At 69.8% G+C, this 23,455-nt stretch carries 18 protein-coding genes; 5 read left to right on the top strand and 13 right to left on the bottom strand.

The window, feature by feature from the left end; genetic code table 11:
• The first annotated feature begins 171 nt into the window (after positions 1 to 171).
• Positions 172 to 789, top strand: coding sequence for a GNAT family N-acetyltransferase (locus ACZ7G1_RS18800; protein ID WP_041130177.1), 618 nt, complete (start codon positions 172 to 174; stop codon positions 787 to 789).
• A gap of 87 nt (positions 790 to 876) precedes the next feature.
• Here the strand turns inward: ACZ7G1_RS18800 and trxA are convergent, their stop codons facing one another.
• The 7 genes from trxA to ACZ7G1_RS18765 form a co-directional block, all read right to left on the bottom strand.
• A complete protein-coding gene (gene trxA / locus ACZ7G1_RS18795; RefSeq protein WP_470880744.1) occupies positions 877 to 1,200 on the bottom strand; it encodes a thioredoxin in 324 nt (107 codons plus the stop codon).
• A gap of 46 nt (positions 1,201 to 1,246) precedes the next feature.
• Positions 1,247 to 2,212 (bottom strand): thioredoxin-disulfide reductase, encoded by a 966-nt coding sequence (trxB, locus tag ACZ7G1_RS18790; protein ID WP_470880746.1) that lies wholly within the window; start codon positions 2,210 to 2,212, stop codon positions 1,247 to 1,249.
• A 139-nt stretch (positions 2,213 to 2,351) separates the two neighbouring features.
• Entirely contained in the window at positions 2,352 to 3,290 is a 939-nt protein-coding gene (locus ACZ7G1_RS18785) for an anti-sigma factor (RefSeq protein WP_470880748.1), read from the bottom strand.
• Positions 3,287 to 3,997, bottom strand: coding sequence for an RNA polymerase sigma factor SigM (gene sigM / locus ACZ7G1_RS18780; RefSeq protein ID WP_470880749.1), 711 nt, complete (start codon positions 3,995 to 3,997; stop codon positions 3,287 to 3,289). Before sigM ends, ACZ7G1_RS18785 begins: the two co-directional genes overlap by 4 nt.
• A gap of 108 nt (positions 3,998 to 4,105) precedes the next feature.
• The gene (locus ACZ7G1_RS18775; RefSeq protein ID WP_470880750.1) at positions 4,106 to 5,830 is read right to left on the bottom strand and encodes a protein kinase family protein; all 1,725 of its coding nucleotides are present in this window, start codon (positions 5,828 to 5,830) and stop codon (positions 4,106 to 4,108) included.
• 117 nt (positions 5,831 to 5,947) lie between these two features.
• Positions 5,948 to 8,110 carry a murein biosynthesis integral membrane protein MurJ gene (gene murJ / locus ACZ7G1_RS18770; RefSeq protein WP_470880752.1) on the bottom strand — a complete coding sequence of 721 codons (2,163 nt, stop codon included), beginning with the start codon at positions 8,108 to 8,110 and terminating at the stop codon, positions 5,948 to 5,950.
• 45 nt (positions 8,111 to 8,155) lie between these two features.
• Positions 8,156 to 10,501, bottom strand: coding sequence for a DUF6049 family protein (locus ACZ7G1_RS18765; RefSeq protein WP_470880754.1), 2,346 nt, complete (start codon positions 10,499 to 10,501; stop codon positions 8,156 to 8,158).
• Between the two features lie 179 nt (positions 10,502 to 10,680).
• On the opposite strand from ACZ7G1_RS18765, the gene ACZ7G1_RS18760 reads away from it, so the two are divergent.
• Positions 10,681 to 12,123 (top strand): CCA tRNA nucleotidyltransferase, encoded by a 1,443-nt coding sequence (locus ACZ7G1_RS18760; RefSeq protein ID WP_470880756.1) that lies wholly within the window; start codon positions 10,681 to 10,683, stop codon positions 12,121 to 12,123.
• Positions 12,124 to 12,206: 83 nt separating this feature from the next.
• Here ACZ7G1_RS18760 and ACZ7G1_RS18755 read toward each other — a convergent pair whose 3' ends face one another.
• The 3 genes from ACZ7G1_RS18755 to ACZ7G1_RS18745 all read right to left on the bottom strand — a co-directional run bounded on the left by ACZ7G1_RS18755 (position 12,207) and on the right by ACZ7G1_RS18745 (position 15,353).
• Positions 12,207 to 13,466, bottom strand: a complete 1,260-nt coding sequence (locus tag ACZ7G1_RS18755; RefSeq protein ID WP_470880758.1) for an MFS transporter — start codon at positions 13,464 to 13,466, stop codon at positions 12,207 to 12,209.
• 74 nt (positions 13,467 to 13,540) lie between these two features.
• Positions 13,541 to 14,623: an inositol-3-phosphate synthase gene (locus ACZ7G1_RS18750; RefSeq protein ID WP_376439784.1), complete on the bottom strand. Its 1,083-nt coding sequence runs from the start codon at positions 14,621 to 14,623 to the stop codon at positions 13,541 to 13,543.
• Positions 14,624 to 14,672: 49 nt separating this feature from the next.
• Positions 14,673 to 15,353, bottom strand: coding sequence for a PadR family transcriptional regulator (locus ACZ7G1_RS18745; RefSeq protein ID WP_470880760.1), 681 nt, complete (start codon positions 15,351 to 15,353; stop codon positions 14,673 to 14,675).
• Between the two features lie 369 nt (positions 15,354 to 15,722).
• Here ACZ7G1_RS18745 and ACZ7G1_RS18740 point away from each other — a divergent pair, with 369 nt between their 5' ends.
• Together ACZ7G1_RS18740 and ACZ7G1_RS18735 are read left to right on the top strand one after the other, a co-directional pair.
• Complete coding sequence (locus ACZ7G1_RS18740; protein WP_470880762.1) at positions 15,723 to 18,461, top strand: transglycosylase domain-containing protein; 2,739 nt, start codon at positions 15,723 to 15,725, stop codon at positions 18,459 to 18,461.
• 113 nt (positions 18,462 to 18,574) lie between these two features.
• Entirely contained in the window at positions 18,575 to 20,101 is a 1,527-nt protein-coding gene (locus ACZ7G1_RS18735; RefSeq protein ID WP_470880764.1) for a glycosyltransferase family 87 protein, read from the top strand.
• A 67-nt stretch (positions 20,102 to 20,168) separates the two neighbouring features.
• Here ACZ7G1_RS18735 and ACZ7G1_RS18730 read toward each other — a convergent pair whose 3' ends face one another.
• From ACZ7G1_RS18730 to ACZ7G1_RS18720, 3 genes are all read right to left on the bottom strand, one after another.
• Positions 20,169 to 21,200: an alanine racemase gene (locus ACZ7G1_RS18730; protein ID WP_470880766.1), complete on the bottom strand. Its 1,032-nt coding sequence runs from the start codon at positions 21,198 to 21,200 to the stop codon at positions 20,169 to 20,171.
• A 74-nt stretch (positions 21,201 to 21,274) separates the two neighbouring features.
• Complete coding sequence (locus tag ACZ7G1_RS18725; protein ID WP_389168595.1) at positions 21,275 to 22,393, bottom strand: lipid II:glycine glycyltransferase FemX; 1,119 nt, start codon at positions 22,391 to 22,393, stop codon at positions 21,275 to 21,277.
• A 119-nt stretch (positions 22,394 to 22,512) separates the two neighbouring features.
• Positions 22,513 to 22,827, bottom strand: coding sequence for a hypothetical protein (locus ACZ7G1_RS18720; protein ID WP_470880768.1), 315 nt, complete (start codon positions 22,825 to 22,827; stop codon positions 22,513 to 22,515).
• Between the two features lie 283 nt (positions 22,828 to 23,110).
• Here ACZ7G1_RS18720 and rpsF point away from each other — a divergent pair, with 283 nt between their 5' ends.
• Positions 23,111 to 23,401: a 30S ribosomal protein S6 gene (gene rpsF, locus ACZ7G1_RS18715; protein ID WP_005482942.1), complete on the top strand. Its 291-nt coding sequence runs from the start codon at positions 23,111 to 23,113 to the stop codon at positions 23,399 to 23,401.
• Positions 23,402 to 23,455: the final 54 nt, after the last annotated feature.

Raw genomic sequence — 23,455 nt, 5'->3', positions numbered from 1 at the left:
GCGGTGGCTTTTTTTCTTCTCTTTCTTTCTCTTCTCGGGTCTCCTTTTTCCCCCCCCCCCCCCCCCCCCCCCCCCGCCCTTTGCCTGTGAGCGGTATCGCCCTGATCGCCCGATCGATACGATTCCGAGAGGCGTATCCGTACTCGAGGGCGAGGGAATCGAGGAGAGGCCGTGGGGCGTCGGCTCGTACCGCTCACGCTGGACAACCTTCCGGATCTTCCCAAGCGATGTCGCTCCTGCGTCTTCTGGGAGCTGGACCCGGTCAGCGGGGAGGCGGCTGTCAAGGCCGGGCGCCCCGAGCTGGAGAAGGAAGCCTGGATCTCGGCCGTGCTGCTTGAGTGGGGCTCCTGCGGACGGGTCGTCTACGTGGACGAGGTGCCGGTCGGCTATGTGCTCTACGCTCCCCCTGCCTATGTGCCGCGCTCCACGGCCTTCCCGACGAGCCCGGTGGCGGCGGATGCCGTCCAGCTGATGACGGCATGGATCATGCCGGGCTATCAGGGGCAGGGGCTGGGCCGGGTGATGGTGCAGACCGTGGCCAAGGACGTGATGCGGCGGGGCTTCAAGGCGATCGAGGCGTTCGGGGACGCCCGCTGGAAGGAGCCGGCCTGCGTGCTGCCCGCCGACCATCTGCTCGCCGTGGGCTTCAAGACCGTCCGCCCGCATCACGCCTTCCCCCGGCTGCGCCTGGAGCTCAGGACGACTCTCTCCTGGAAGGAGGACGTCGAGATGGCTCTGGACCGGCTGCTCGGCGCCGTGCAGAAGGAGCCCGCCCTGCGGCCCCTTTGAGATCCGGTGAGCATTCCGGGAAACGAAAAGGCCCGCCCCCGGGAGGGGACGGGCCTTCGCTGTTTCACGTGAAACAGCGGGCGAGGATCAGGCCTCGATGAAGCCGTCCAGGTCGCGCAGGATCGCGGCCTTCGGCTTGGCGCCGACGATGGTCTTCACGACCTCGCCGCCCTGGTAGACGTTCAGCGTCGGGATGGACATGACGCCGTACTTGGCAGCCGTGGCCGGGTTCTGGTCGATGTTGAGCTTCACGATCTCGATCTCGCCGTGCTCGGCGGCGATGGCCTCCAGCGACGGGGCGATCTGGCGGCACGGGCCGCACCACTCGGCCCAGAAGTCCACCAGGACGGGCTTGTCGCTCTTGAGGACGTCCTCGTCGAAGGAAGCGTCGGTCACGTTCTTGAGGGCCACAACGGCCTCCTTGATCTCTCGGGGTGTGGGGCGGGACGAGGGTGGATCAGACCGCGGGGGTCTCGGCCAGCTTCTCGCTGTCGGCGAGGGCGGACAGGAAGCGCTCGGCGTCGAGAGCGGCGGAGCAGCCGGTGCCGGCGGCGGTGATCGCCTGGCGGTAGGTGTGGTCGACGACGTCGCCCGCACCGAAGACACCCGTCAGGTTGGTGCGCGTCGACGGGGCGGCGACCTTGAGGTAGCCCTCCTCGTCGAGGTCCAGCTGGCCCTTGAAGAGCTCGGTCCGCGGGTCGTGGCCCACGGCGATGAAGAGGCCGGTGACGGCGAGCTCGCGGGTCTCACCGGTCTTGGTGTCGCGCAGGGTCAGGCCGCTGAGCTTCTGCTCGCCGTGGATCTCGGTGACCTCGCTGTCCCACGCGAAGGAGATCTTCGGGTCGGCGAAGGCGCGCTCCTGCATGGCCTTGGAGGCGCGCAGGGTGTCACGGCGGTGGACGATCGTGACGGACTTGGCGAAGCGCGAGAGGAAGGTGGCCTCCTCGATCGCGGTGTCGCCGCCGCCGACGACGGCGATGTCCTGGTCCTTGAAGAAGAATCCGTCGCAGGTGGCGCACCAGGAGACACCGCGGCCGGACAGGGTGTCCTCGTTGGGCAGGCCGAGCTTGCGGTGCTGGGAGCCCGTGGTGACGATGACGGCCTTGGCGCGGTGCACGGTGCCGGCGGTGTCGGTGACGGTCTTGATGTCACCGGTCAGGTCCACGGCGATGACGTCGTCCGGGACGAGCTCGGCGCCGAAGCGCTCCGCCTGGGCCCGCATGTTGTCCATCAGGTCCGGGCCCATGATGCCGTCACGGAAGCCGGGGAAGTTCTCGACCTCGGTCGTGTTCATCAGGGCGCCACCTGCGGTGACGGCACCTTCGAAGACCAGGGGCTTCAGCGACGCTCGGGCCGTGTAGAGCGCCGCGGTGTAACCCGCGGGCCCGGAGCCGATGATGATCACGTTACGGACGTCGCTCACGGGTTTCTTCCTCGTCTCTGCAGACTTGCCACTGCCTACGGGGGCGGTTGTCTCGGTCGCTCTCACCCCACCCAACGGATCCTAAGGGGCGTGCATTCCCGAGACCGCCGCACGGCACCGTGGACGCCTCGGAGAGAGCTCAGGCGCGGGGGTAGGTCTCGCTGAGGAGAACCGTGGCCGCCGGCTCCGAGGCGTCCGCGGACTGACCGGAGCAGGAGGCGTCGACGACGTAGGCCCGCACCCGGGTGCTGTCGGAGGGATCCGGCAGCACCAGCAGATAGGCGGGCCTGCCCTCGTACTCGCCGCGCTCGTGGCCGAGCACCGGGTCGGTGCGGCCGGTGCCGGCCAGGACGCAGGAGGGGACCGCCCCGTCCCGGTTGCGCTGGGGGGCCGTGGACCTGGTCGCGCTGGCCATCGATTCCGGGCCGACGCCCTGAGGTGTCTTGGCGGCGCCGCTCCCGGCGAGCAGCTCGTGGACGCGGTCCTCGACCGGGCTCCCGGAGAAGGCGCTCAGAGCCGCACCCGCGGCGGTGTCGGCCTTCTTGGTGTCCGCCGCACCGTCGGCCATCGGATTCACCGCCTGACTGAGGTACAGGCTCGTCCCCAGGACCACGGCACCGAAGGCGGCCGCGAGCGTCGACAAAAGGCCGATGCGGCGCTTGCGGGGCTTGCCAGGGCGGCCGGGACCCGTGGTGGCGCGGGGGCTCCCGGCGGGGCGGTCGGAGGGCGGCGAGGGTGCGCGGGCGGGGCGTGCGGGCTCGACCGGGTGGCGCGATGTTTCACGTGAAACAGCGGCCTCGGCCTCGGGCGCGGTGGAGTCGAGAAGCGCCTCGGCCGCGAGAGCGGCGTCGATCCGGCCCGCGATCTCGGCGGGCATCCGGGGAGGCCCGGGGAGGGTGCCCAGGAGGCCGCGGATCTCCTCCAGCGAGGTCCGGACGTCCGCGCAGAGGGGACAGGCGTCCAGGTGCCGCCGCACGGCGGTGGAGCGGGTCGGCGAAAGGAGCCCCTCGGCCAGATCGGAAATCTCCGAGACGTCCGGGTGCTGTGTGGTGTCGGCCTTGCCGGCCGTGGAAGTCACGTGCGCCCACCTCCGCCCTTCACAGCAGCTGGATCAGTCGGTCCGGTATCGGTCGGCCCCGGCACCGTTGGGACGGATGCCCCCGGCGTCCGGTTCCTTCCCCCTTCGGCGGCCTCGTTACCCACGGTGTCGGCGCGCAGATGAGTGACCATCGGCAGCAGGCGTGCCCGCCCGCGCGCACAGCGGCTCTTCACGGTGCCGGTGGGGACGCCGAGGATGCGGGCGGCCTCGGCGACGGGGTATCCCTGCATGTCGACCAGGACGAGCGCGGCGCGCTGGTCGGCCGGGATCGCGGCGAGCGCGGCCAGCACCTCGCGGTGGAGGTCCTGGCGTTCCACCGGGGCCTCCGCCGACTCGTGGGGGCCGAGGAGCTGCTCGAAGCGGTCGGAGTCGTCGACGGGTGACGTGCGGCGCGAGGCGGTCTTGCGGGCACGGTCGAGGCAGGCGTTCACCGTGATGCGGTGCAGCCAGGTCGTGACGGCCGACTGGCCGCGGAAGGTATGGGCGGCCCGGAAGGCGGAGAGCAGGGCGTCCTGGACGGCGTCAGCGGCCTCCTCGCGGTCCCCCAGGGTCCGCAGGGCCACCGCCCACAGCCGGTCGCGGTGCCGGCGTACGAGCTCGTTGAAGGCGTTCGGGTCCCCGGCGACGTGACGTGCGAGGAGTTCCTCGTCCGTCGCCGTTCGGGGGTCGTCAGCCGCAGGCGCCACGGTTCCCCTCCTCGCTCGGCAGCCGTGCAGGCATTCAATCCGGTCCGTGCCCGGAAGTAAATGAGCGCCGAGCTGGGCTCGGCGCTCATGGAGGGGGTGGCTCCGCGACTACGGGGCGGTCCCCTCGAAGGACACGTTCGTGATGGCCTGCTTGTAGCCGGCCCCGAAGTACTCGTCGCCGCTGGAGTACGGCACGGAGGTCACCCAGAGGAGCACGTACCGGGTTTTCACCGGCGTCGTGGTCTGCGGCTTCGCTGTGGAGTCCGAGGTCTCGACGGAGGCGATCCTCTTCATGGAGTCGGGTCCGGCGGAGGGGGTCAGCGAGTCCGCGGCGTACAGCGTGACCGCGGTCTTCGGCCCGCTGTAGCGGAACGCTATGGACGCGGACGAGACGTTCTGCTCGCTGCCGAGGTCGTAGACGATGCCCACGCCCTGCTTGTACGGCGCCAGGACCGGTCCGGCGACGAAGGTCTTCGTGCGCCAGTACGTGGAGCTGTCGCTGTCGAAGGTGTCGTCCACCCCGTCGGAGTTCTGCGGCTTGCCGTCGGGCGCGTACTCCTGGGCCGACTGAATCGTCAGCGGCTTCGGCGGCTCGGGCTTCTCGTCGTCGACCGTCGGTGTGGTGACCGGGTTCTTGGACGAGTTGTCGTGGTCGAGGAGCCGGTCCGCGATCTGCCAGCTGCCGAGGCCCAGGGCTGCGATCAGCAGCGCCGAGACGGCCCACTTCAGGGCCCTGCCGGTACGGCTCTGCAGCGGGGGCGGCGGAACGACCACCGGCTGGGTCACGGACGGGCGCGGCTGCGGCCGTCCGTAGGTGCCCTGCTGGTAGGTGGTGCGCTGGTACTCGGGCGGGGCGGTGTACTCCGGCTCCGGCGGCTTGACGCGGGGCATCGCCGCCACGGCCTTGGCCAGTTCGTCCGGGGTCGTGCAGGGCGGTTCCTGGCGCGAGGCGGTGGCCCCGTCGTTGGCGAGGGCGCGCATGGCGATCTCGGAGAGGCCGCGGTGGACGCCGGCGCGGACCTGGTCGGGCGGGAGCAGGCCGACGCCCTTGGGGAGCCCGGAGAGGCCGTGGGCGTCGCTGTCGTAGGGCCAGCGCTGGGTGAGCGCGGCGTAGAGCAGGGCGCCGATGGCCTCGGTGTCGGTGCGCTGCGGACGGTCGGCGGTGATGCCGCGCAGGGCGGCGTTCACGGCCAGGCCGCGGATCCGGTACTGGCCGGTGGAGCTGCGCAGGACGGCGCTCGGGGTGAGCCGGAGGTGGGCGAGGCCTTCGCGGTGGGCGGCGGCCATCGCCTGGGAGACCTGGCTGACGAGCTGATAGGCGTCGTGGGGTTCCAGCGGCCCGGCCGCGAGCAGGGTGGTCAACTCGGTGGAGTCGGGCAGCCACTCGTGCACGACGTACACCAGGTCGTTCTCCTCGACGGCGTCGAGGACCTGGACGAACCGAGGGTCACCGAGGAGGGCCGAGGAACGGGCCGCGGCCAGGACCGAGCGGGCCCTGGGGTGGTCGGCCGGCAGCAGGTGGACGCCGACGGCGCGGCGCAGTTTCTCGTCGACCGCACGCCAACTGCTGAAGCCGTCCAAACGGGTGACGCATTCCTCCAGCCGGTAGCGTCTGGCCAGTTTGTGCCCGCTGTGCAGTTCGGGTGCCGTGATGGAGGGCTGTTCGCCGCTCTTTCGTTCGACCGCCTTGTTCTCCGTGGCTTCGGCGGGCTTGTCCGCCGTCTTCTGCTCTTCCGCCACCCCGTCGGTCGCGGCCGTGTCCGCCTTGGCGGTCAGCGGGTCGTCACCGCTGTTGTCGGCCACGTCGACGGCAGCCGTGCTACGTTCCGCCACCGTCGTTCCTGCCTCCCCATCCGTTGCGCCACATCCAACAGCCATGCCAATTGTGCCCACAGTCCGGCGCTCTGCACGACACGCGGTTCCCGCCGATGGTTGTGCGGGACCGCCGCATCAGCGTCCCAGGCGTCCCCGCACCATTCCGACCAGGGTGTTCAACTCCGCGATGCGCATGCGCTTTGCCGCGACGAAGAAGACCCCGAGGAGTACCGCTCCGCCGACGAGCAGGGCGACGAGCGAACCGAGCGCGCCTTCGCCGAGGAGCCTCAACAGGCCGAAACCGACGGCACCGGAGACGATCGCGGCCGGTACGGAGGCCAGGCACAGCCGCGCGTAGGTCCGCAGGACGTGGGTGCCGTCCAGGTCCCCGCCGAGCCGGTTGCGCAGCCGGCGCCAGGCGATGCCGACACCGACGGCGTAGGCGAGTCCGTACGAGGCGGCCATGCCGACGACGGCCCACTGGGCCGGCAGGACGACGTAGCAGACGGCCGAGGCCGCCGCGTTGACGGCGGCGACGATGACCGTGTTGTAGAAGGGCGTCCGGGTGTCCTCGTAGGCGTAGAAGCCACGCAGCACGACGTACTGGACGGAGTACGGGATCAGGCCGAGGCCGAAGGCCATGAGGATGAAGCCCATGCCCTGGGCCGCCTCGATGCCGCTGGAGGCGTAGAGCAGGGTGCACATCGGGACGCCGAGCGCCAGGAAGGCGAAGGAGACCGGGACGATGGCGACGGCCGAGTTCCGCAGGCCCTGCGAGATGTCGTCCCGGACGGCGCCGGGGTCGTTGTCGTGGGCGGCGCGGGAGATCCGCGGCAGCAGGGCCGCCATGACGGAGACGGTGATGATGGCCTGCGGCATGCCCCAGATCAGCTGGGCGTTGGAGTAGGCGAGGAAGCCCGCGCCGTTCTTCCCGGACTCCTCACCGGCCGCCGTGGCGAGCTGGGTGACGACCAGGACGCCCGCCTGGTTGGCGAGCACGAAGAGCACGGTCCACTTGGCCAGCTTGACCGTCTTGCCGAGCCCGTGGCCCTTCCAGTCGAAGCGCGGACGGAAGCGGAAGCCTGTCTCACGGAGGTACGGGATCATCGCCAGGGCCTGGACGACGAGGCCGAGCAGGGTGCCGATGCCGAGGAGGCGGATGCCCTCGTCCGGGATGGTCTGCACGCCCATGTGGGACTCGGCGGAGGTGCCGTAGACCCAGATGAACAGGCCGAAGGTGACGATCATGACGATGTTGTTGAGGACCGGCGTCCACATCATCGCGCCGAACTTGCCCCGGGCGTTCAGGATCTGACCCATCACCACGTGCACACCCATGAAGAAGATCGTGGGCAGGCAGTAGCGGGCGAAGGTCACGGCCACGCTGTTGGCCGCGGCGTCGTCGGCGATGGTGTTCGACATCAGCCGGATCAGCAGCGGCGCCGCGAAGACCGCGAGGGCCACGATCAGGCCGAGCGCCACCATGACCAGGGTCAGCAGACGGTTGGCGTAGGCCTCGCCGCCGTCCTCGTCGTTCTTCATCGAGCGGACGAGCTGCGGGACGAAGACCGAGTTGAGGCCGCCGCCGACGGTGAGGATGTAGATCATCGTCGGCAGCGTGTAGGCGATGGTGAAGGTGTCACCGAGCAGTGCCGCGCCGAGCGCACCGGTGATCACCAGGCTGCGGACGAATCCGGTGAGCCGGGAGACCAGGGTGCCGGCCGCCATGACGGCGCTCGACTTGAGGAGCCCGGAGGCGCGGCCGGTCTTCTTGGCGGCGGGCGCGGGCAGCGGGTCGGGCTCCGGAGCGGGCGGCGGCACCTGGCCGGGCATCTGCTGGTCCCGGTACAGGTGGGCGAAGGCGTCCGGCTCGGGCTCTTCCTCGCCCGCCCGGGTCACCAGGTCGTCGACCCCGGTGAACTGGACCGTGCGCGCGTCGTCGCCGTACGGCAGGTGACGGGAGGTCCCCTCGGGCTCGGGCGGCGGTGTCTGGGCCCACACCCGGGGGTCCGGGGCGTGCTGGGGCGCGGCCGGCTGCTGGTAGAGCGGCTGCGGCTCCTGGTAGGTCCCGGGCGGGGGCGGCGGGTGCGCGGCGCGGTCGTAGAGGGCCTCGGTCACCGGGTCCTGCGCGACCAGGTCCTGCGCCCGGTACGGGTCGTGCGTGAAGACGTCCTGGACGTACGGGTCCTGGTTCTGCGGCTGCTGCGCGTAGGGCTCGTGCCCCTGCGGGCCGGGGGCAGCCTGCGGCGCGGGGCCGCCCGCGCCCTGCCCGCGGTCACCGTCGTACGGCGCGTTCATGGTTACCCCACCTCATCGTCCCCGGCCGACCGGCCACGACATCGCTCAACGGTCCACTTTCTCACCCGGGCCCGACGGGTCGCCGCTTTCGGGCCCGGTGTCCGGTGTCGGGTCACTCGGCTGCTCGGGTTCGTCGCCGGGGGCTCCCTCCCCGGCGGACTCGTCGGCCGTTCCGGCCTCGCCCTCGGCGGCCTCCGCGGCTTCCGCCTCGGCGTTCCGCGCGGCGATCCGCTTGCGCTGGGTGTACATCCGCACGCCCGCGAGCACCAGGAGCAGGACACCGCCCGCGATCACGAGCATCACCGTGGGGGTCATCTCGGAGACCTTCACGGTGAAGGTCATCGGCTGCCCGTAGGGAGTGCCGTCCTCGGTGTAGAGCTGGGCGGTCATCGGGACCTGGCCGTTGACGTTGGCGGAGGCCGTGAACTTCACCGACTGGCTGTGCCCGCCGTTGATCTTCACGGGGAGCTCGGCGAACGCCTCTCCGTTCACCTCGAGCCGGTTCTTGTTGCCGGAGGTGAGGCGCAGCACCAGATGGTCCACGCCCTGCAGCAGCTTGTTCTGGACGGTCACGGGGATCGTCGCGCTGCGGCCGGAGAGCGTGAGGTCCGACTTGTCGACGAGCTGGACGCTCTTGGTGAGGCCCTGGAGGTACTCCAGGACGTTGCTGCGGTAGACCAGGGCCGCTCTGACCTCGCCGCGCCAGGAGACCGACATCTCGCGGTTGATCGCGTTGCCGAACGGCGTCACGACGCGCTCGGGCTGCTCCAGGACGACCTTGAAGTCGTCCAGCTCGTCCCGGGTGGTCTTCATGTCACGGAAGGCCTGGACCGGCAGCTCCCGGTCGCGCAGCTTCTTCGGGTACCGGGAGGTGCTGGGCACCGCGGTCGAGGCGTCCGGGTCGGGCTTGGCCGCGGCGGCGGCGACGAGATCGAGCGGCTGGCTCCAGCGCTTGGCGGACAGGCCGCGCAGGGCCGTGGCCATGCTCTGGGCCTGGGCGACGGTCGGCGTCCGCTGCGGGGCGACCACGACGCTGCGCTGGTCCTCCGGCTGCTCCAGGGTGATCGCGAGCGACTGGGCGAGGAACTCCTGGACCGCGAGCGTGGAGCTCTCCGCGCGGACCATGTCGCCCTCGAAGTTCGTGGACAGGAGCGCGTCGCTCACCACGGCCGTGGTGCTGCCGCTGCCCAGCGGGCGGGCCGCCGTGGGCGTGTAGGAGAGGTCGTCGCGGACGCTGTCACTGCGGGCGATCACCTTGTCGGCGCCGGCCGAGGTCGCGACCGCCACGATGGAGGGGTCGACGGCGCCGTCGACGGGCCAGGCGAAGTCGGTGGAGGGCCGGAGGTGGAGGACGGTCTCGACGGTCGTCCCCGCGAGGTCCGTCGCCGACTGGAGGTGGCCGAGCGAGCCGGGGACGTCCTTGCCGTGATGGGCGAGGGAGGCGAGGTCGGGGTCGGCGAAGGGCAGCGCGACGACCTTGCGCCCCTGGACCGCCTTCTCCAGGGCGTTCAGCCACTGCTCGGCGACGTCCTTGTTCTTCCCGGGGACGTGCAGGGTGCCGTCCTTGACCCGGTAGCCGTTCGCCATGGCGTCGACGGTGGCCAGCAGGTCGGGATCGATCACCCAGGTGACCGGGAGGTCCTTGCCCAGCGAGACCAGCTGGTCCAGGCGCCCGCCCGGCCGCAGCTCGGCGGCCAGGGCGTCGTCCTCGAAGACCGGGGTCTGCTGGTCGTCCGTGGCGGTCTCGGCGGAGACGTGGGAAGAGGAGATCAGCGGCCAGAGGTAGGTCAGCTGGGTCTTCTTCTTGGTGGCCTCGGGCTGGTACGGCAGGAAGGTCCGCTCGATGCCGAGCACGCGCTCCGAGCCCTGCTCGGAGGTGTGTCCGGTGAGGGAGACGCCCAGCTGGTAGACGCCCGCCTCGTCGAGGCCGAGCTCGGAGACCGGGACGGAGAGTGAGAACTCCGTGCTGAGGCCGGCGCCGAGGCGCGCGATCTTGACGGTGGGAGCGTCCTCGAGAGGAGCGGGGTCGCTGTCGTAGCGGTACCCGGTGCGGTCCGTGACCTGCTCGATCTCGCTGCGGCTCGTCATCCGCGGGCCGACCCGCAGGTCCACGCTCGCGTCGGTGACGGTCTTCTTCCCCCGGTTGGTCACCGTTCCGGTGACCGTGACGGTGTCCCCTTCGACGGGGGCGCTCGGGGTCAGGGTGTCGAGCGACACATCGACGGTCCGGGAGCCCGTGCCGTCCTCGGCGGCGAGCCCCGGGGACGCACCGGCGGGGGCCTGGAGCAGTCCGGCGAGGAGCGGCGCCCCGAAGGCGACGGTGATCGTGCGCCGCAGCCATCGGCGGGCAGGTGAGGGACCGGTTCCCTGGATGTCTGCCGCCTCGGCCACGCGTTCGCCCGTCCTCGTCGTTGTCAGTGGTGCCAGTGGTGTCGATGATTCCCGGTTGCTGTGTCCAGGCATGGTAACGAGGCACGCTGGGGGCAAGTGCCGGGGACTGCTCCAGGCGATCTTCACCCGGGCGAAAACGGGGACGTCGGGGCGAGCCGGGGCACGTACCCTTTTCTGTTGTGCCGAACGCCAACGAAGACACCCCGACTGCACTGAGCCAGGTGCAACGCCGCGCGGTCACCGAACTGCTGCGTGTGTCCCCTGTCGCCGACGACCTCGCCCGCCGTTTCCAGGAGGCCGGGTTCAGCCTCGCGCTGGTCGGTGGCTCGGTACGGGACGCCCTGCTCGGCCGGCTCGGCAACGACCTGGACTTCACCACCGACGCCCGCCCCGAGGACGTACTGAAGATCGTCCGTCCGTGGGCCGACGCCGTGTGGGAGGTCGGGATCGCCTTCGGGACGGTCGGTTCCCAGAAGGACGGCTACCTCATCGAGGTCACCACGTACCGCTCGGAGGCGTACGACCGGACCTCGCGCAAGCCCGAGGTCTCCTACGGCGACTCCATCGACGAGGACCTCGTCCGGCGTGACTTCACCGTCAACGCGATGGCCGTGGCCCTGCCGGAGAAGACCTTCATCGACCCGTACGGCGGCCTGGAGGACCTCGCCGCCCGGGTGCTGCGCACTCCCGGCACGCCGGAGGAGTCCTTCTCCGACGACCCGCTGCGGATGATGCGGGCCGCGCGCTTCGCCGCGCAGCTGGACTTCGAGGTCGCCCCCGAGGTCGTCACGGCGATGAAGGAGATGTCCGGCCGGCTCGAGATCGTCTCCGCCGAGCGGATCCGTGAGGAGCTGAACAAGCTGCTGCTCTCGGCGCACCCCAGGAAGGGCCTCGGTCTCCTCGTGGACACGGGTCTCGCCGAGCACGTGCTGCCCGAGCTGCCCGCGCTGCGTCTGGAGAGCGACGAGCACCACCGGCACAAGGACGTCTACGAGCACTCGCTGACCGTGCTCGACCAGGCGATCGATCTGGAGGAGGACGGCCCCGACCTGGTGCTGCGCCTCGCGGCCCTGCTCCACGACATCGGGAAGCCGCGTACGCGCCGCTTCGAGAAGGACGGTCGCGTCTCCTTCCACCACCACGAGGTGGTCGGCGCGAAGATGACCAAGAAGCGCATGACCGCGCTCAAGTACTCCAACGAGATGATCAAGGACGTCTCGCGGCTGGTCGAGCTCCACCTCCGGTTCCACGGTTACGGGGACGGCGAGTGGACCGACTCGGCGGTGCGCCGCTACGTCCGCGACGCGGGACCGCTGCTCTCGCGCCTGCACAAGCTGACCCGCTCGGACTGCACCACGCGCAACAAGCGCAAGGCGGCGGCGCTCTCCCGTACGTACGACGGTCTGGAGACGCGGATCGCCCAGCTCCAGGAGCAGGAGGAGCTGGACGCGATCCGTCCCGACCTGGACGGCAACCAGATCCAGGAGATCCTCGACATCGGACCCGGCCCGGCCATCGGCCAGGCCTACAAGTTCCTGCTTGAGCTCCGCCTGGAGAACGGACCGATGGAGCACGACCAGGCGGTCGCCGCGCTCAAGGAGTGGTGGGCGGCGCGGAGCTGAGCCGTACCGCGTGGGCGGGCCGCTGTTTCACGTGAAACAGCGCCTCGCTCCCGCCCGGCAGGGGTGGTGTTTCACGTGAAACATCACCCCTTCATGCGCTCCGCCCGCAGCGTCAGGGAGATCGCCGCGTAGATCACGGCCACCAGGCCGACCAGGAGCGGGGAGCGGCCGTCGGGTGGCAGCATCAGGGCGGCGACACCGGCCGCGCTGACGAAGGCGACGTTGAAGAGCACGTCGTAGAGCGAGAAGACCCGTCCCCGGTAGGCGTCGTCGACGGCGGTCTGCACCACCGTGTCCGTCGCGATCTTGGCGCCCTGGGTGATCAGCCCCAGGACGAAGGCGGCGACGAGGAACGGCACCGGGGCGAAGGTCAGCCCGAGGGCCGGTTCGACGACGGCGGCCACCGCCGTGCAGAGGGTCATCCAGCCGAAGGGGCCGAGCCGGCCCACCCCCCAGGGGGAGAGCACGGCGGCCGCGAAGAAGCCCGCGCCCGAGGCGGCGACGGCGAGACCGAGGAGGCCGAGGCCCTCGTCGTCCGTGGAGCTCCAGGAATAGCGGCAGAGCATGAGCACGGTGACGAGCAGGGCGCCGTAACAGAAGCGCATGAGCCCCACCGCGAGGAGCGCCCGTGCGGCGGGCCGGCGCTCGGCGAGATGGCGGAGCCCCTGGACCAGCCCGCGGGCCGTCGAGACCAGCGCGGAGCCGAGCCGCTGGGGGGCGAGGCCGGGCTCCGGCCCCAGGAGCTCCCGGGGCATCCGCAGGGAGGCCAGGGCGGAGCAGAGGTAGAGCAGGGCGCCGAAGGCCACCACGACCGCGTCGGAGTCGTCGGCGATCAGCCGGACCCCGAACGCGAGACCGCCTCCCAGCGTGGCGGCGAGGGTGCCCGCGGTCGGTGAGAGCGAGTTCGCCACGACCAGGCGCTCCTCGTCGACGACCCTGGGCAGCGAGGCCGAGAGGCCCGCGAGGACGAAGCGGTTGACCGCCGTGACGGAGAGCGCCGAGGCGTAGAAGAGCCAGTCGGGCACGGCGGCGAGGACGAGCACGGCGGTCCCGCAGGCGAGCAGGGCGCGCAGCAGGTTCCCGTACAGGAAGACCTGGCGGCGCTGCCAGCGGTCGAGGAGCACGCCGGCGAAGGGCCCGACGAGGGAGTACGGGAGCAGGAGCACGGCCATGGCCGAGGCGATGGCGGCGGGGGAGGTCTGTTTCTCGGGGGAGAAGACGACGTACGTGGCCAGGGCCACCTGATAGACGCCGTCGGCGCACTGGGAGAGCAGCCGTACGGCGAGCAGGCGGCGGAAGTTCGTCAGGCGCAGGAGTACGCGCAGATCACGTACGACGGACATGGCAGCAAGACTCACATACGAAGAGGGCCCCCGGGCAGTGCCTCGGGGACCCTCTTCGACAAGCGTGCGGCGCTTTAGCGCTCGACCTCACCCTTGATGAACTTCTCGACGTTGGCCAGGGCCTCGTCGTCGAAGTACTGCACCGGCGGGGACTTCATGAAGTACGAGGACGCGGAGAGGATCGGGCCGCCGATGCCGCGGTCCTTGGCGATCTTCGCGGCGCGCAGGGCGTCGATGATGACACCCGCGGAGTTCGGGGAGTCCCAGACCTCGAGCTTGTACTCCAGGTTCAGCGGAACGTCACCGAAGGCGCGGCCCTCAAGGCGGACGTACGCCCACTTGCGGTCGTCCAGCCACGCCACGTAGTCCGACGGGCCGATGTGGACGTTCTTCTCGCCCAGCTCGCGGTCGGGGATCTGCGAGGTGACGGCCTGCGTCTTCGAGATCTTCTTGGACTCGAGGCGCTCGCGCTCGAGCATGTTCTTGAAGTCCATGTTGCCGCCGACGTTGAGCTGCATGGTGCGCTCGAGACGGACACCGCGGTCCTCGAACAGCTTGGCCATCACGCGGTGCGTGATGGTCGCGCCGACCTGCGACTTGATGTCGTCGCCGACGATCGGGACACCGGCCTCGGTGAACTTGTCGGCCCACTCCTTGGTGCCGGCGATGAAGACCGGGAGGGCGTTGACGAACGCGACCTTGGCGTCGATGGCGCACTGCGCGTAGAACTTCGCGGCGGCCTCGGAACCGACGGGCAGGTAGCAGACGAGAACGTCGACCTGGCGGTCCTTGAGGATCTGGACGACGTCCACCGGCTCCTCGGCGGACTCCTCGATGGTCTGGCGGTAGTACTTGCCGAGACCGTCGAGCGTGTGACCGCGCTGGACCGTGACGCCCGCGTTCGGGACGTCGCAGATCTTGATGGTGTTGTTCTCGCTGGCGCCGATGGCGTCGGAGAGGTCGAGGCCGACCTTCTTCGCGTCGACGTCGAAGGCGGCGACGAACTCGACGTCACCGACGTGGTAGTCGCCGAACTGGACGTGCATCAGGCCGGGCACCTTGGTCGCCGGGTCGGCGTCCTTGTAGTACTCGACGCCCTGCACCAGCGAGGCGGCGCAGTTGCCCACGCCGACGATGGCTACGCGAACCGAACCCATTCCGGTTGCTCCCTGTTGTGAGGTTGGAAGTCCTGCTGTGCGCAGGGCTTCACTTGGCGGTGTCGTCGGACGGATCCGGCCGGGTACTGCCCCCGTGCCGGGGCAGGCCGCCCGTTTCTCCAGAATCGTTGTCGTGCAGAGCGGGGGCGTCGGGGCCGGATCGCTGATCCCGCCCTGCCCGCTCGCTCTCGATGAGCTCGTTCAGCCAGCGCACTTCGCGCTCCACGGACTCCATACCGTGGCGCTGCAGCTCAAGCGTGTAGTCGTCGAGGCGCTCGCGGGTCCGGGACAGGGAAGCGCGCATCTTCTCCAGGCGCTCTTCCAGCCGGCTGCGGCGGCCCTCCAGGACGCGCATCCGCACTTCGCGTTCGGTCTGGCCGAAGAAGGCGAAGCGGGCGGCGAAGTGCTCGTCCTCCCAGGAGTCCGGGCCCGTGTGGGAGAGGAGCTCCTCGAAGTGGTCCTTACCTGCCGGCGTCAACCGGTAGACGATCTTGGCCCGGCGTCCTGCGAGTGAAGCGGCCAGGGCCTCCTCGGGTGCGCTGCCCGGCTCCTCGATCAACCAGCCGTTGGCGACCAGCGTCTTGAGGCAGGGGTACAGCGTCCCGTAGCTGAACGCCCGGAAGACGCCCAGCGAGGTGTTGAGGCGCTTCCGCAGTTCGTACCCGTGCATGGGGGCCTCGCGGAGCAGGCCGAGAACGGCGAACTCGAGGATGCCTGAGCGCCTGCTCATCCGTCGCCTCCTCCGCTTCCCCGGCCCTTATGCCGTGCTGATGTATCGACTCGATACATCAGCACGATAGAACGGCCACCCTGTCTCGACAAGCGGGACCGCCGTGACCGGCGTCACATCGTCAATTCACAGGGATCGACTTGCCTGATTTGGGCGGAAGTCCGGCTCTCCGTGGGTTTTGGCCGTGCGTAGTCTGTGCGGCATGCAGACCACCGGGAACCGAGCGATGCCGTGGGGCGTCAGTGCTGCGGGTGACCGGCTGCGGTACGGATGGGCCTCCGATGGGGTGCCGTACGTGCACATTTCGGGGGGACCGGAACTCAACTGCCGCTTCCAGGCGTACGCGCCTGCCCGAGGAGTAGTCGTTCGATGAGCGAGCATCGTCGCAAAATGCCGCCGCAGCAGCCGCCGACGGGTGGGCGCGCGGCGGCACGGCGCGCTGCCCAGCAGCCGATGGGCCGCAGGCCGGCCCCGGTCCATGACGTCGGTACGGGGGCCCCTTCGGCCTCGTACGGGCCACCTTCTTCCCACGGGGAGGAGGAGCGCCCCTACGGCGGCCGCGCGGAGGCCCGTAGAGCCGCCCAGCGCGGCAGCCGCCGCAAGGGCGCCGACAACGGTCCCGGAGGCCCCGGTGGTCCCGGCGGCGGCCGGCGCGGAGGCGGCGGTGGCGGCGGGCGCGGGAGCGGTCCGGGGCGCGGCTCCGGCGGTCGCCCGCCGGGCAAGAAGCGGATCATCGACTACCCGCGCTACGGCAAGTACGGGTGGCGGCGCTGGGTGCCCTCGTGGAAGCTCGTGTCGGGCACGTTCCTCTTCTTCGTGGCCAGCCTGATGGGCGCGGCCGCGTTCGCGTACTCGAAGGTGGAGATTCCGAACGAGGCGGACACGGCGACCTCGCAGAACAACATCTACTACTGGGCCGACAAGACCCGGATGGTCGCGACGGGCAGTGGCGCCAACCGCCAGATCGTTCCCATCGCGCAGATCCCCATGGCGATGCAGAACGCCGTGATCTCCGCGGAGAACAAGACCTTCCGGACCGACTCCGGAATCGACCCGATGGGCATCGCCCGCGCCGTGTGGAACATGGCCAAGGGCGGCGAGACCCAGGGTGGCTCGACCATCACCCAGCAGTACGTGAAGAACAACCGCCTGGACGACCAGTCGCAGACGGTGACCCGGAAGGTGAAGGAACTCTTCATCTCCATGAAGGTCGGCAACGAGGTCGAGAAGCCCGACATCATGGCCGGCTACCTGAACACGTCGTACTACGGACGCGGCGCGTACGGCATCCAGGCCGCGGCCCGCGCGTACTTCAACAAGGACGCCAAGGACCTCAACCCCAGCGAGTGCGCGCTGCTCGCCTCGGTGCTGAAGGGCGCGACGTACTACGACCCCGCCGGCTACCCCGAGATCGACCCCCGGGCCACGGCCGAGGCGAACACCGAGCGCGCCACCAAGCGGTGGAAGTGGATCCTCGACGAGATGCAGAAGGACGGGCATCTCACGGCCGCCGAGCGGGCGAAGTACACCACCTTCCCCAAGGTGAAGAAGCCCGGCCAGAGCGCCAACCTGGGCGGTCAGATCGGCTACCTGGTCAGGACCGCCAACGCCAACATCAAGACCCAGTTCGGCATCAGCGTGCAGGACCTGGACCGCGGCGGCTACGAGATCTTCACCACCTTCGAGAAGGACAAGGTGAACACGCTCGAGAAGTCGGTCAAGAAGATCCTCGACAACAAGATCGACCCGAAGAAGCGCCCCGAGGACGACACCCACGTCCAGTTCGGCGGTGCCTCCGTCGACACGACGACCGGCAAGATCGTCGCTCTCTACGGTGGCCCCGACGCCACCAAGCACTTCACCAACAACGCCGACGCCACCGGCGCCATGGTCGGATCGACGTTCAAGCCCTTCGTGCTCGCCGCCGCGATGAAGTACGGCGTCCGGGACCCGAAGCTCGGTCCCGTCCAGGACGAGTCCAGCCGCAAGATCCTGGACCCGGACAAGAGCCGTTACAACGGCAAGGACGAGCTGGTGATCCGGAAGTACAACGGTGACATCTGGCTCGACGGCAGCGGCAAGGAGTGGAAGCAGAGCAACGACGAGGACGCCAGCTACGGCGGCATCTCGCTGCGCAAGGCCATGATCCGCTCCGCCAACTCGCCGTACGTGCAGCTCGGCATGGACATCGGCATCGACAAGGTCCGCCAGGCCGCGACGGAAGCCGGCCTGCTGGAGAACTCGCTGGTCCAGGGCGAGGTGCCCTCGTTCTCCCTCGGTATCTCCAGCCCCAGCACCATCCGCATGGCCGGTGCCTACTCGACCTTCGCCAACGGGGGCAAGCAGAACGACCCCTACTCGGTGGAGACCGTCAAGAAGGAGGGCGTCGTCATCAAGAAGCACGAGATGGCGACCAAGCAGCCCTTCACGCCGGCGATCGCGAGCCAGGTCACCGACGTGCTCCGGGACGTCGTGGACGACCCCCAGGGCACCGGTACGAAGGCACGTATCCCGGGCCGCGCCGTGGCCGGCAAGACGGGTACGACCGACGACAACATGTCGGCCTGGTTCGTGGGCTACACCGCGCAGCTGGCGACCGCGATCGACATGTACCGGTACGACGACGACGACACGAAGAAGGACCGCAAGTTCGAGGACATGTACGGCACCGGCGGCCAGGAGAAGATCCACGGTTCGTCGTTCCCGTCGCGGATCTGGCAGGACTACATGTCGCAGGCCGTCGAGGGCATGCCGCTCGTGAAGTTCCCGGAGCCGATGGACATCGAGAACGCCGAGCCCGTCTTCGGCGGTGGCGCCACCAGCCCGACGCCGACGCCGACGGACTCGCCGACTCCCACCGACTCGATGTCGCCTTCGACGACCCCGCCGACCACCCCGACCACGACTCCCCCGGCGACCAGGACCCCGAAGCCGGGCAAGACGACCTGCAGCGTCTGGGACCTGGACTGCAACAACACGGGGAATCCGGGAGGCAACACCGGTCAGCCCACGACGACTCCGCCCACCGACACGGAGACGCCGACCGATCCCGCGACCGACAACGGCAACGGGAACGGCAAACCCGGCGGCGGGTTCTGGACCCCCTGATCCGTCCGCCGGGCACACCGGCCAGGGCCGTCGCGTCCGCTCCGTACCTTCCGTACGGAACGGCCGCGGCGGCCCTCGCCGTTTTCACGGGGACGTACGGCAGGATGTCCCCCATGCCGAGCCTCCAGAAGACGAGCGCGCCGCAGGACCGGCCTCCGGGCCGCCCGCGGACGGTCATCCCCACCCACCGGGACAAGGTGGCCGCAGCGGGCAGCGAACTGATCGGCGGCCCCTACGGGCGCCGGGCGCTGTCCGGCACCGGGCAGCTCACGCCGGTGCGGGTGATCGCCCTCGTGGCCATCGGCATGTTCGCCCTCGGCATGGTCCAGAAGCTGCCCTGCTACAACTGGGCCTGGTTCCGCGGGACGACCTCCCAGTACACCCACGCCTGTTACTCCGACATCCCCCACCTCTTCTCGGGGCGGGGCTTCGCGGACGGGCTCGTGCCCTATTTCGACCGGCTGGGCGGCGACATACCGTTCCTGGAGTACCCGGTCCTGACGGGCCTGTTCATGGAGGTCGCCGCCTGGCTGGCGCCGGGCGGCGGCGACGCGGCCGAGAACGAGCGGGCGTTCTGGCTGGCCAACGCCGGCATGCTGATGGTCTGCGCGGCCGTCCTCGCGGTCTGTGTGGCCCGGACACATCGCGGCCGTCCGTGGGACGGGCTCCTGGTGGCCCTGGCGCCCTCGGTCGCGCTCACCGCCACGATCAACTGGGACATACTGGCCGTCGCGCTGACCGCCGCCGCCGTCCTGATGTGGTCGCGCGGCCGGCCGCTGGGCTTCGGCATCCTTCTCGGCCTGGCCACCGCCGCCAAGTTCTACCCGATACTGCTCCTCCTGCCCCTGCTGCTGCTCTGCGCACGGGCCGGGAAATGGCGGGAGTACGGGACCGCGGTGCTCGGCGCGTGCGGCGCTTGGCTGGCCGTGAACCTGCCCGTGATGCTGCTCGCGCCCGAGGGCTGGAAGCAGTTCTACCTGTTCAGCCGGGACCGGAACGTCGACTTCGGATCGGTCTGGCTGCTGGTCAGCCAGCGGACGGGGACGTCGATCCCGCCGGAGCGGGCCAACCTGTACGCGGTGCTGCTGCTGGCGGTGGCGGCGGTCGGCCTCGCGTTCCTGGCCTTCTCGGCCCCCCGCCGGCCCCGCTTCGCCCAGCTGGCCTTCCTGATCGTCGCCGCGTTCGTGCTGACCAACAAGGTCTACTCCCCGCAGTACGTCCTGTGGCTGGTGCCGCTCGCGGTGCTCGCCCGGCCCCGCTGGCGCGACTTCCTGGTCTGGCAGGCCTGCGAGGTCATGTACTTCCTCGGCATCTGGATGTACCTGGCCTTCACCAGCAGCGGCAACAAGCAGGGACTCCCGGTGGACGGCTACCAGTTCGCCATCGTCCTGCACCTGCTCGGCACCCTGTACCTGTGCGCGATGGTCGTACGGGACATCCTGGCGCCCGAGAAGGACCCCGTACGGCAGGACGGGGCCGACGACCCCTCGGGGGGTGTCCTGGACGGGGCTGAGGACGTCTTCGTGACGGGACGGGCCGCGCATCCGGCCCGGCACGCGGCCCCGGCCGTCGAGGAGGGGCAGCGCGTGCGCTGGGGCACCTCCGACGACCCGAACAACCCGTGGGGCGCCCCCGAGTAGACGGCCATACGACTCACCCCCCGGGAGCACCGCTCCCGGGGGGTGAGTCATGTGACGGCCGGTCGGCTCAGCGCTCGACGAGCCGGTCGAACTGCGTCGTGGTGTGGCGCAGATGGGCCACGAGCTCGTCGCCGACGCGGGGCTCCTCGGCGTCGGAGGGCACGAACAGGATCGACACCTGCATGTGCGGGGGCTCGGCGAACCAGCGCTGCTTCCCGGCCCACACGAAGGGCGAGAGGTTCCGGTTGACGGTGGCGAGACCGGCCCGGGCGACGCCCTTGGCGCGCGGCATGACGCCGTGCATCGCCTTGGGGGCCTCCAGACCCACGCCGTGCGAGGTGCCGCCGGCGACGACGACGAGCCAGCCGTCCGACGCGGCCTTCTGCTGGCGGTAGCCGAACCGGTCGCCCTTGGCCACCCGGGTCACGTCGAGGACCGCGCCCCGGTACTCGGTGGCCTCGTGGTCGCCCAGCCAGAGCCGGGTGCCGATCCGGGCGCGGAAGCGGGTCTGCGGGAACTGCTGCTGGAGCCGGGCCTGCTCGTCGGCCCGCAGGTGGCTCACGAACATGGTGTGCAGCGGAAGCCGGGCGGCCCGCAGGCGGTCCATCCAGGCGATGACCTCCTCGACCGCGTCCGTGCCGTCGGGGCGGTCCAGGGGCAGGTGGAGGGCGAAGCCTTCGAGGCGGACGTCCTCGATGGCCGAGTGGAGCTGCTGGAGCTCCTCCTCGTGGACGCCGTGCCGCTTCATCGAGCTCATGCACTCGATCACGACCCGGGCGCCCACCAGGGCCCGGACGCCGTCCACGGACGACACCGAGCGGATCACGCGGTCGGGCAGCGGAACCGGTTCCTCACCCCGCCGGAAGGGGGTGAGGACCAGCAGGTCGCCGCCGAACCAGTCCTTGATCTTCGCGGCCTCGTACGTGGTGCCCACGGCCAGCATGTCGGAGCCGAACCGGGCCGCCTCGTCCGCGAGGCGCTCGTGTCCGAAGCCGTATCCGTTGCCCTTGCAGACCGGGATGAGACCGGGGAACTGGTCGATCACGCTCTTCTGGTGCGCGCGCCAGCGAGCGGTGTCGACGTAGAGGGAGAGCGCCATGGCCGGCCCGGAACCTTTCTGGTGGCAGCGGTGTATCAAAGATGTGTACGAGACTACGAAAGCCTACGGAACGGTCAGCGGCGCGACATGTAGATGTCGAGAGCCTTGTGGAGCAGCTTGTTCAGCGGGAAGTCCCACTCGCCGACGTACTCGACGGCCTCGCCGCCGGTGCCCACCTTGAACTGGATGAGACCGAAGAGGTGGTCGGTCTCGTCCAGCGAGTCCGAGATGCCGCGCAGGTCGTAGACGGTCGCGCCCATCGCGTACGCGTCGCGCAGCATCCGCCACTGCATCGCGTTCGAGGGCCGGACCTCACGGCCGATGTTGTCCGAGGCGCCGTAGGAGTACCAGACGTGGCCGCCGACGACGAGCATGGTCGCCGCGGAGAGGTTCACGCCGTTGTGGCGGGCGAAGTAGAGCCGCATGCGGTTGGGGTCCTCGCTGTTGAGGACGGTCCACATGCGCTGGAAGTACGAGAGCGGGCGCGGCCGGAAGTGGTCGCGGACGGCCGTGATCTCGTAGAGCCGCTGCCACTCGGCCAGGTCCTCGTAGCCGCCCTGGACGACCTCGACGCCGGCCTTCTCGGCCTTCTTGATGTTGCGGCGCCACAGCTGGTTGAAGCCCTTGAGGACGTCGTCGAGCGAGCGGTTGGCGAGCGGGACCTGGAAGACGTAGCGGGGCTGGACGTCGCCGAAGCCGGCGCCGCCGTCCTCGCCCTGCTGCCAGCCCATCTTCCGCAGCCGGTCCGCGACCTCGAAGGCCCGCGGCTCGATGTGGGTGGCCTCGACGTCCTTCAGGCGCTTGACGTCCGGGTCCTGGATGCCGGCCTTGATGGCGGCCGAGTCCCAGCGCCGGATGACGACCGGCGGGCCCATCTTCACGGAGAAGGCGCCCTGCTGCTTGAGGTGCGCCAGCATCGGCTGCAGCCAGTCGTCGAGGTTGGGCGCGTACCAGTTGATGACCGGGCCCTCGGGCAGGTACGCGAGGTAGCGCTTGATCTTCGGGAGCTGGCGGTAGAGCACCAGGCCGGCGCCGACGAGCTCGCCGGACTTGTCGAACCAGCCGAGGTTCTCCGAGCGCCACTCGGTCTTCACATCAGCCCACGCCGGGACCTGGCAGTGGCTCGCCGCGGGCTGGCTCTGGATGAATGCCAGATGCTGCTCACGGCTGATGGTCCTCAGGGTCAGGCTCATGCGGGGCGCTCCTCGGCAGGTGTGTCCCCATCGGTCAGGGGCTCCGGCTCTCGCGCCGAAGCCTACTGTGACCGGGGAGCGCCCCGAATGGGTGTGTGTGCCCTGACGTGGTGCCGGGCTCAGCCGATGACGCCTCCGAAGAGCCCGCCGTGGGCCATGCCGAGGAAGAAGCCCACCGCCGACGCGCCGAGTCCGACGATCAGGGCGAAGCGCTCGCGGGTGGTCACGGAGATGAACTGTCCGTAGGCACCGGTCAGGATGCCGATCAGGCCCGACCAGGAACTCAGCAGATGGAGGTTGTGGAACTGCGCGGTGACGAAGGCGAGGACACCCAGGACGAGTGTCACGCCGACCAGGGTGTCCTGGAGCGGGTGGGGCTTGCCGTCGGTCGCGAAGAGGGAGTGGCCGGGGTCGGGTCGCATTGCCTGTGCCATGGGGCACCTCCTGGCGTGCTGCCGGAAGGCGGCGCATCGTAGCGCCGCCGACATCCGTTGTGTACAGATTGCGTCCCCTCACCGGAGAATTTCAACCGCAGGCCGATGTGCGGGTACTCTGTACAGCTGCGCCGGTGTCTGCCCAGGTCCCTCCGGGATCCCCGACGGCCTTCTCGCTCGACGAGGGGGACTGTCAGTGGTGGCGGATACCGTTGCTTACGCATCACGACCCTCCTGCCACGGAACGACCGTGGCCGCTGAGTCCAAAGGAGGTGGGTTCCACATGCGTCACTACGAGGTGATGGTCATCCTCGACCCCGATCTGGAGGAGCGCGCTGTCGCCCCCCTGATCGAGAACTTCCTCTCCGTCGTCCGTGAGGGCAACGGAAAGGTCGAGAAGGTCGACACCTGGGGCCGTCGTCGTCTCTCGTACGAGATCAAGAAGAAGCCCGAGGGCATCTACTCGGTCATCGACCTGCAGGCCGAGCCTGCGGTCGTCAAGGAGCTCGACCGCCAGATGAACCTGAACGAGTCGGTCCTCCGGACCAAGGTCCTCCGTCCCGAGACCCACTGAGCTTCTAGCTCAGAGGTCATCGGGTCCGAGTAGCAACAAAGCAGCCAGAAGCAA

The organism is Streptomyces sp. NPDC037273, assembly GCF_055603625.1.
Note: the sequence above shows the minus strand (reverse complement) of the source record. Positions and strands in the feature narration are given on the sequence as shown.

Coding starts and splice junctions, on each gene's coding strand:
- murJ (WP_470880752.1), bottom strand. CDS start 8,110: ATGAACGCGCCGTACGACGGTGACCGCGGGCAGGGCGCGGGCGGCCCC.
- ACZ7G1_RS18755 (WP_470880758.1), bottom strand. CDS start 13,466: ATGTCCGTCGTACGTGATCTGCGCGTACTCCTGCGCCTGACGAACTTC.
- ACZ7G1_RS18750 (WP_376439784.1), bottom strand. CDS start 14,623: ATGGGTTCGGTTCGCGTAGCCATCGTCGGCGTGGGCAACTGCGCCGCC.
- ACZ7G1_RS18745 (WP_470880760.1), bottom strand. CDS start 15,353: ATGAGCAGGCGCTCAGGCATCCTCGAGTTCGCCGTTCTCGGCCTGCTC.
- ACZ7G1_RS18740 (WP_470880762.1), top strand. CDS start 15,723: ATGAGCGAGCATCGTCGCAAAATGCCGCCGCAGCAGCCGCCGACGGGT.
- ACZ7G1_RS18735 (WP_470880764.1), top strand. CDS start 18,575: ATGCCGAGCCTCCAGAAGACGAGCGCGCCGCAGGACCGGCCTCCGGGC.
- ACZ7G1_RS18730 (WP_470880766.1), bottom strand. CDS start 21,200: ATGGCGCTCTCCCTCTACGTCGACACCGCTCGCTGGCGCGCGCACCAG.
- ACZ7G1_RS18725 (WP_389168595.1), bottom strand. CDS start 22,393: ATGAGCCTGACCCTGAGGACCATCAGCCGTGAGCAGCATCTGGCATTC.
- ACZ7G1_RS18720 (WP_470880768.1), bottom strand. CDS start 22,827: ATGGCACAGGCAATGCGACCCGACCCCGGCCACTCCCTCTTCGCGACC.
- rpsF (WP_005482942.1), top strand. CDS start 23,111: ATGCGTCACTACGAGGTGATGGTCATCCTCGACCCCGATCTGGAGGAG.